This is a genomic window from Acidimicrobiia bacterium, from assembly GCA_016650365.1.
Taxonomy (GTDB): Bacteria; Actinomycetota; Acidimicrobiia; order Spongiisociales; family JAENVV01; genus JAENVV01.
Genome location: JAENVV010000079.1, coordinates 1 through 7,919, shown reverse-complemented (window position 1 = coordinate 7,919; position 7,919 = coordinate 1). Strand labels below are relative to the sequence as shown.

9 protein-coding genes are annotated in these 7,919 nt (G+C 59.8%); 1 reads left to right on the top strand and 8 read right to left on the bottom strand.

The annotated features are described in order from the left end of the window. Nucleotides 1-1,189, top strand: a 1,189-nt coding sequence (locus JJE47_04725) for a RimK family alpha-L-glutamate ligase (protein MBK5266719.1), incomplete at its 5' end; no start/stop codon positions are given. A gap of 497 nt (nucleotides 1,190-1,686) precedes the next feature. Here JJE47_04725 and JJE47_04720 read toward each other — a convergent pair. The 8 genes from JJE47_04720 to JJE47_04685 form a co-directional block, all read right to left on the bottom strand. Continuing rightward, on the bottom strand, nucleotides 1,687-3,582 hold the full coding sequence (locus JJE47_04720; protein ID MBK5266718.1) for a potassium transporter Kup: 1,896 nt from the start codon (nucleotides 3,580-3,582) through the stop codon (nucleotides 1,687-1,689). A 129-nt stretch (nucleotides 3,583-3,711) separates the two neighbouring features. Further along, nucleotides 3,712-4,137, bottom strand: coding sequence for a hypothetical protein (locus tag JJE47_04715; protein ID MBK5266717.1), 426 nt, complete (start codon nucleotides 4,135-4,137; stop codon nucleotides 3,712-3,714). Nucleotides 4,138-4,240: 103 nt separating this feature from the next. After that, complete coding sequence (locus tag JJE47_04710; protein ID MBK5266716.1) at nucleotides 4,241-4,762, bottom strand: carboxymuconolactone decarboxylase family protein; 522 nt, start codon at nucleotides 4,760-4,762, stop codon at nucleotides 4,241-4,243. Further along, nucleotides 4,762-5,037 (bottom strand): hypothetical protein, encoded by a 276-nt coding sequence (locus JJE47_04705; GenBank protein MBK5266715.1) that lies wholly within the window; start codon nucleotides 5,035-5,037, stop codon nucleotides 4,762-4,764. The genes JJE47_04710 and JJE47_04705 overlap by 1 nt, the downstream gene beginning before the upstream one ends. A 132-nt stretch (nucleotides 5,038-5,169) precedes the next feature. After that, on the bottom strand, nucleotides 5,170-5,415 hold the full coding sequence (locus tag JJE47_04700) for a hypothetical protein (protein ID MBK5266714.1): 246 nt from the start codon (nucleotides 5,413-5,415) through the stop codon (nucleotides 5,170-5,172). 80 nt (nucleotides 5,416-5,495) lie between these two features. Next, nucleotides 5,496-7,028: a histidine ammonia-lyase gene (gene hutH / locus JJE47_04695; protein MBK5266713.1), complete on the bottom strand. Its 1,533-nt coding sequence runs from the start codon at nucleotides 7,026-7,028 to the stop codon at nucleotides 5,496-5,498. Further along, complete coding sequence (gene def, locus JJE47_04690; protein ID MBK5266712.1) at nucleotides 7,025-7,609, bottom strand: peptide deformylase; 585 nt, start codon at nucleotides 7,607-7,609, stop codon at nucleotides 7,025-7,027. The genes hutH and def overlap by 4 nt, the downstream gene beginning before the upstream one ends. Then, a partial coding sequence (locus tag JJE47_04685) for an amidohydrolase family protein (GenBank protein MBK5266711.1) occupies nucleotides 7,602-7,919 on the bottom strand: 318 nt, incomplete at its 5' end. The genes def and JJE47_04685, both read right to left, overlap by 8 nt.

The window sequence follows — 7,919 nt, the reverse complement described above, 5'->3', positions numbered from 1 at the left end:
CAGCACCCAGCGCCTCAAGACTGCTGCTCTTGAACGCGGCCATGAGGTCCGCGTTCTGAATACGCTCCGGTTCGCCATCGACCTCTCGGGTGATGTCCCCGATATGCAATACCGGGGCAAGCGTCTCACGGACTATGACGCGGTTCCCCCGCGGATCGGTACCTCGATTACGTTCTATGGCATGGCAGTCGTTCGCCAATTCGAACAGATGGATGTCTACACACCGAACACCGCCCATGGCATCGCCAACTCCCGCGACAAGCTGCGGTCGATCCAGATCCTGTCGAGGCACGACATCGGAATACCGGCCACCATGTTTGTGCGCGATCGGGCCGATGTGCTACCCGCCATTGAGCAGGTAGGCGGCGAATCGGTCGTCATCAAGCTTCTGGAGGGGACGCAGGGTATCGGCGTCATCCTGGCCCCGGACAAGAGAGTTGCCGAGGCGGTGATCGAAACCCTTCAGAGCACCAAACAGAATGTCCTCATTCAACAGTTCATCGCCGAAAGCCGGGGCAAGGACATCCGGGCATTCGTCATCGGCGATCGCGTCGTGGCTGCCATGCGAAGAAGCGCAGTTGGCGACGAGTTCCGCTCAAATGTTCATCGGGGCGGCACGACGCAGGTCGTCGAACTCGACGCTGAATATGAAAGGGTGGCAGTCCAAGCTGCCCAGATCATGGGTTTGAGAGTGGCCGGGGTAGACATGCTGGAGAGTGACCGCGGGCCGTTGGTAATGGAAGTCAACAGCTCGCCAGGCCTCCAGGGCATCGAGGGCGCGACGAATCTAGACATCGCCGGGGCCATCATCGACTATATAGCCAGCCAGGTCGACTTCCCTGAATTGGACATCCGGCAACGACTCACCGTCTCCACAGGCTACGGCGTTTCTGAACTTCTGGTCCGCCAAGGAGCGGACATTCTCGGCAAGACCATCGACGAATCGGGCCTTCGTGAGAGGGATATCGCGGTTCTCACCCTGACGAGGGGAACGACGGTCATTCCGAACCCGAAGAGTTCGCGGGTGTTGGAAGAACACGATCGACTGCTCTGTTTTGGAAAACTGGAGGCCATGCGCGATCTCGTACCGGCCAAACGACGTCGAAAGGCCCAGCCCAAGTTGAAGCCACTTTCGCACGATTCGCTGCCAACGTTTGCAGATGACACGCTGGACATCGGGATTCGATGATCGCCGGCCGACCAGGAACGATGGAGATCGACCTGTCGATCGTCCGGTTCCTCCAGCGGCTACGTGAAGGCCTGGTTTTCGGCCAACTCGAAGACGAGTTCTCTAGCTGTCGCGAGCGACGATTGCAGAACACCTACGTGCGTCTGGGCATAACACCATGATGGTCCGGCTATCGGGCCGGACCATCATCTGAACAGTTGCTAACGCCGGCTGTAACGAGCTTCGATGGTTCCCGAAACAAGATCCAACCCCCCGTGGTTTTGGATACTCGAGAAACCTGGGCCAACCATGTCACGCCATGCCCCCAGCCCACGATCGACGGTTCGTCGGCCAGACGATTTGGGGCGCGATCCCATTGCGGCGCCCGATGGGCGATTGCGGCGAAATAGTTGTTGAGCCATGAGCGTTCTCCGAAAATCCTGTCAAGTCAAATGTTACTGAGAGTATAGCGTTGTTCGAACAACTTATCGGCCATCGACCGATAGCCGGATCCCGGCCTAGCTTGAGTCGGCGAACCGCAGTTGGGTAGCGACACCGATCGTCCGATCGGCGGGAAGCTGGAAGGCGTCCGCCGGGTTTCGAGCGTTTCGGTGCAGGACGATAAAGAGCCGATCCCGCATCGCCAGGATCCAATGTCGGTTACCTGGTTCCAGGGTTTCCCGGCCCAGGAAATAGGTAGTGGCTTCCGGAGAGAAATTCAGTTGCGAGTCGACAATGGACTGAAGGTCGGCCGGAACATCGATTCGATCGGCGAAACCATAGGTCAACTCGACCTCATGAAAATCCAGGTCACGATGGCGAATTCTGTCCCGACGCGCCCTCGGTACATGGGCATCGTCCGATACGACGACGTTCAGCACGACCATCTCCTCATGAAGAACCCGGAACGTGTGGAAGTTTGCCAGGAGAGCCGGCGGCACCACCCCGGGCCGTCGATGGAGGTAGACCGCGGTACCTGGCACCCGTTGTGGGGGATCGGCTTTTAGGGATCGAATGTATCGCGAAAGCGCCAGCCGGCGGGGGAGGGCTTCGTCACGCAGTGCAAGACGGCCCGTGCGCCATGTGGACATCAAGGTGAAAACGCCGAGTCCGATAACGAGAGGGAACCAGCCGCCCTGGGGGATCTTGAACAGATTCGCTCCGAGGAAGGCGGAGTCAACCACGAGTAATGGGAAGCTCACGCCAATCGCCCTGGGCCACGACCAGTTCCACCGAACCCTTGACACGACCAGGAACAGTACCGTTGTTATGAGCATGGTCATCGTTACTGCCACCCCGTAGGCGGCTGCCAGACCGGACGAAGTTCCGAACGCGATAACCAGGCCAACCGCCGCAATCGCCAGCACCCAGTTGATATGGGGGACGTACACCTGGCCCCGCTCGGTTACCGAAGTGTGGAGGACCCGGAATCGGGGCGCATAGTCAAGGTTGATCGCCTGGGCGGTGATCGAGAACGCCCCGGAGATGAGCGCTTGAGACGCAATGACCGAGGCGACCGTAGCCAACGCGGTCAGCGGCCATTGCGCCCATCCAGGGGCAAGGAAGAAGAACGGGTTTTCGATGGCCTGAGGTGAGCGTATTAAGAGTGCACCCTGACCGAAGTAATTGAGGATGAGCGCAGGAAAGACCACGAAAAACCAGCCCAACTGGATCGGCCGACGGCCGAAATGGCCGAGATCGGCGTAAAGCGCCTCGCCACCGGTGACGACAAGGAACACCGATCCCAGGACGAGAAAGCCTCGGAATCCATTACGTAGGAAGAAGCTCACCGCGTAGGTCGGTGACAGCGCAAGAAAGACGTGCGGGGTCTGGGCGATGGATATGGTGCCCAGAATGGCCAAGACCGAAAACCAGACCAGCATGGCCGGGCCGAACACGGCCCCGACCCGCCCGGTTCCAAATCTTTGAACCGAAAAGAGCGCCAACAGAATGACAACCGCCAAAGGAATCACCCATTGTGAGAACGCCGGGGCGGCCAGGCTCACACCTTCGACCGCGGACAGCACAGAAATTGCCGGTGTGATCATGCCATCGCCATACAGAAGCGCCGTTCCGAACAAGCCAATCACCACAAAGACGAGACGCCGGGGCCGACTTTTCGTAGTCCGAGGCAGAATCAACGCGGTCAGGGCGAGGATTCCACCCTCACCGTGGTTGTCCGCTCGCATTACGAGGAGGAGGTATTTGATGGTCACGACTATCAGGAGGGACCAGACCATCAAAGAGAGCACGCCGAAGATGTTGGCTTCGATGACAGGAATCCCGTCACCGGCGCTGAGAGACTCCCTGAACGCGTAGAGCGGGCTGGTGCCGATGTCTCCGTAGACCACCCCGAGTGCTGCCAGCGCGAGAACCGAGCGACTGCCGGCGGGATGGCCGCTGAAATTGGACATTACGAGAGCCTCCGGCAATCAGAACAACCGGAGCATGATACTCACAATGCAGCAGTCTCGATTCGCGAAGCAGATATCACTGACACTGGCAGGCGCCCGGGCGCGCCTCTTTGCGCAGACAGCGAGTCGTTACTCACTCAATCCGAGAGCGGCATCGATCTCACTCTCAAGGCGTGAGAGCTCCATGTACGCCTCGGAAAAGCTCCCGACGACGTCGCTCCGGGGAGGACACTCGAAAAAGGCGTCTTCGGCGATCTGGAACCACACCTGCACCGTATCGTCTATCGCAAGATCGGGCGTAGTGGTCAACCCGGGCCGCTCGGCCCGCAGGGCGGCCAGCGTATCGGTACACAAGCCGGCAGGCGGATCCTCGCCAACAGCAGCCTCATCGGGTACCGCCGCGACGGCGGCTTCCCACTTCGGCAACCACTCAGCCGCAGTGGGCCGTGGCTGGTTTGCGCAGGCGGATATCACCAGACCTGCCATCAGCGATGCCACCACGATGAGCGCTCGTGATGGAATTCTGAGGCAGAAAAAGTGAATCGCCGGTTTCATCCAAGTCGCAGGCTAACGAGATTCGACCCCGAAGGTGCCCTTCTCGACCGTTGGCTGCCGACCGGACCCGATAGTGGTCATCCGCAATCAGCCGACCGGCCGGTCAGTCGACATTCAAGGTACTCATGAAAACGGCCAGGCCGTAGTGAATGGCGATCAGACCGCCCATCTCCATGATCTGGGCTTCGGAATAGTGTCGCTTTCCTTCGTTATAGAAGTCAGCATTCACCTGATCTGGATGGCGATACATCAGGTAGGAGTACCGCAACGCCCACTTCTCGGCCTCGGTAAATCGGGGACTGGTCTCAAAGTCGCCAAGGCTGGCGGTTACGTCTTCCTCGGTGAGGCCGGCTTGCACTGCCTCGGCCGACCGCATCATCGAGAAGTAGGGATCTTTGGCCGATGTGGCCAACTGAATCCGGATGAGTTCCTTCAGCCGATGATCCACGCCTCCCTCGAACAGGGCCTCGGCCATTGCTCCCCAGATGGCTTCGGCGTAGGCGGGGACATGGGCGAGTATCTGCGGGAAGATGGTATCTCCACCGCTCAATCGACGGAACGATTCCATGGTGCGGGCCGTGGGACCGTTGGCGCCGTGCGGTAATTGCGGTTCGATGATCGGCATCAGTCGACCGCGGCTGCCGCATCGGCCACCGCTTGTTGGATATCGGAGCTCAGATGCGAATGAGGCGTCTCCCCATAGATACGACGCGACTCATCCTGATCCACCAGGCGGCCGTCTGGGGTGAACATCGGGTAGAAGTCCAGCGTGCGGAAAAACGTGTGGTATCCCACATTGAAGCCTATGAACACGCCCAGTTCGACGATCTCTGACTCGGTGTACTGCTCTCGTAGCCGCTTATAGAATGCAGCATCGATCCGGGCTGGTTCGAACTGCATAAGTTCGCTGTACTCCAGGGCGATCTTTTCGGCCGGGGTAAATGCTTCGCTGTTCCGCCAGTTGTCGATCCCGTCATCGATCCGATCCTCGGTAAGGCCATTCTGCTTCGCCGAAGCAGATCTGACGTTCCCTCAGTAGTTACAGAGGGCAGCCCTCGAGAGCTGAACGCGGATGATCTCTTTGAGATTGTGATCGACGTTACCGGTGTTGAATACGGTTCCCCAGGCGACATACAGAGCCTTCGACAGAGCGGGATTGTGGCCCTGCATGGCGTGGAAAGCGGGATCCGGCGCCCGATGACGAAGGCATTTTTTCACAAAGCCAGCTAGTTCTGAATTCATGAGTTCGTCTATCTCAAGCATCGTTATGTTTGGCACGATCTGAACTTTCCGGTGAGTACGGTCCGACCTACCCAGGATACATACTCTGACTGGGGTGGGTCAGAGATGAATAGTGGTCAAGTGAGTGGACCGGCAACCGCCTCGGCTGCCTTTCGTACCGCACCCGAGCGCACCAACCCGGTAGCGGTCTCCAACTCCGGCGAAAGATTCCGGTCGGCTTCAAGGTGAGGGATATGGTCCCGAACCATTTCAACGACAGCTGACGAGACAGGGCTAGGTAACAGCGGAGCACGCAGTTCAAGGGCCTGACAGGCGGCGACCAACTCGACCGCCAGAATCCGGGCGACGTTGTCCACGACGGCGCGCAGCTTGCGGGCAGCCCCCCATCCCATTGAGACATGATCCTCTTGCATGGCCGACGTTGGCATGGAGTCAACGCTGGCAGGAGCAGCCAGCCTACGGTTCTCAGCAGCGATCGATACCGCCGTGTAGTGGGCGATCATGTAACCAGATGACACCCCGGGGTCCTCGGTCAGGAAGGCCGGCAGGCCGTGTGACCGAGCCGGATCCAAAAGCCGGTCCAGTCGGCGCTCAGCGATGGCGCCAACCTCGGCCGCAGCTATCGCCAGAAAGTCACAGGCAAACGCTACGGGAGCTCCGTGAAAATTGCCGCACGACTCAACCGTACCGTCTGGAAGGACCATTGGATTATCAATTGCCGAGTGCAACTCGTTCTCGGCCACCTGCGACACATGGGTCCACGTATCTCTCGCCGCCCCGTGAACCTGTGGGGTGCAGCGAAGTGAATAGGCATCCTGCACCCGGACGTCATCGGTTCGATGTGAGGCCACGATTCGAGATCCCAACATCGCCCTCGTCATGTTGGCGGCCGAGACTTGTTGGCCTGGCTGGGGTCGGAGGGCAACCAGGTCGGCCCGAAACGCCCGATCAGTCCCCAGTAATGCTTCAACGGTCATGGCGGCAATAACATCGGCCGAGACCAGAAGGGTTCCGAGATCGTCGAGGGCCAGGATGAGCATCCCGAGGATGCCGTCTGTCCCGTTGATAAGCGCCAGTCCTTCTTTGGCTCGCAGCACGAGCCGCTCCAGATCGGCATCCTTCAGCGCATCGGCGGCGAGTCGGTCGACCCCATCAACAACCACGACTCCCTCCCCAACCAGGGCGAGGGCAATGTGGGCCAGCGGGGCAAGGTCTCCAGAAGCCCCGAGCGATCCGTACTCATGGACCACCGGAGTGATGCCGGCCACCAGCATGGCGAGATAAAGGTCGACCAGTTCCGGCCGGGCACCCGAGTAGCCCATCGCGAGAGATCGAGACCGTAGGAGCATCATCGCCCTCACGACTTCGCCTTCGACGCGGGGCCCCATGCCGGCGGCATGGGAGCGGATGAGCGATAGCTGAAGTTCTCGGCGTCGATCCTCGGGAATGTATGTAGCGGCCAGAGCTCCGAAGCCGGTCGACACTCCATAGACCGCAGTTTCGGATGCGGCGTATTCATCGACAATCGCCGCCGAAGCTTCCATGGCCCTGCGGCCGTCGGCTCCCAGTCGGACGGTGGCTCCCCATCTGGCAACGTTCACTACGTCGGCCTGGCTGAGGTTTGCGACATCAAGGATGACGTCCGTCATGCTGGCTCCATTCGGGGCTCGGTGGCGTCGATGGCCAGCTGAATCCGCTCGACGAACTGGTCGTATTGATGGTTCCTGAAATTTTCCCAGGTACTCAGGGACCGAGAATCCGTAATCCGGTCGGTTATCAACTTGCCATCGAGATGGTCGACCTCATGTTGCACCGTCCCGGCGCTGAGACCCCGATACACTTGCTGAATTTCCATCCCTGACCGGTCGAGCGCTACTACCTCGAGGTTCATGTAACGGGGTAGATCGCCCCGAATCGGAACGCTCAGGCAGCCTTCGTTATTGAGGTAGGTTTCGTCGCCGAGAATCTCGATGATCGGGTTGATCAGCACGGTCAACGGTAGATTCGGCTTGTACGGGTACCGCTCATTCGCTTCGACCCCGACAACGCAGATGCGCAAGTTGATACCGACTTGGTTGGCAGCAATTCCGGCGCCCTGGGCATCCCGCATCGTTTCGATCATGTCATCGATGAGCGACTGCACTTCGGGACCGCGGAGCTCTTCCGGCGATACCAGTTGGTTTGGAGCCCGCAAAACGGGATCGCCGATCTGAGGAATTGCCCTAATCATCTGAATCGGCCTCGAATACCAGGTTTCCCGCGACCCAAACGGCCTGGCACAGAGGGACGCCCGCCCAATAGGACAGAGCAGCCGGCTCGGTCGTCCGCCACAGTGCAAGATCAGCCCGCATACCGACCCGGACAATGCCGGTATCGGATAGGCCGAGCGCCTTGGCGGCATGCCTGGTGGTCCCCGCCAGCGACTCCTCAGGAGTCAGCCGGAACCGCGACGTGGCCAACCACATGGCGGCCTGCAGGGATCCCACAGGCGACGTGCCAGGGTTCAGATCCGTCGATACGGCCATCGCCACCCCGGCGAT

Excerpts from the sequence above, each read along its gene's own strand:
- JJE47_04720 (MBK5266718.1), bottom strand. The coding sequence starts at position 3,582 with ATGTCCAATTTCAGCGGCCATCCCGCCGGCAGTCGCTCGGTTCTCGCG.
- JJE47_04715 (MBK5266717.1), bottom strand. The coding sequence starts at position 4,137 with ATGAAACCGGCGATTCACTTTTTCTGCCTCAGAATTCCATCACGAGCG.
- JJE47_04710 (MBK5266716.1), bottom strand. The coding sequence starts at position 4,762 with ATGCCGATCATCGAACCGCAATTACCGCACGGCGCCAACGGTCCCACG.
- JJE47_04705 (MBK5266715.1), bottom strand. The coding sequence starts at position 5,037 with ATGCAGTTCGAACCAGCCCGGATCGATGCTGCATTCTATAAGCGGCTA.
- hutH (MBK5266713.1), bottom strand. The coding sequence starts at position 7,028 with ATGACGGACGTCATCCTTGATGTCGCAAACCTCAGCCAGGCCGACGTA.
- def (MBK5266712.1), bottom strand. The coding sequence starts at position 7,609 with ATGATTAGGGCAATTCCTCAGATCGGCGATCCCGTTTTGCGGGCTCCA.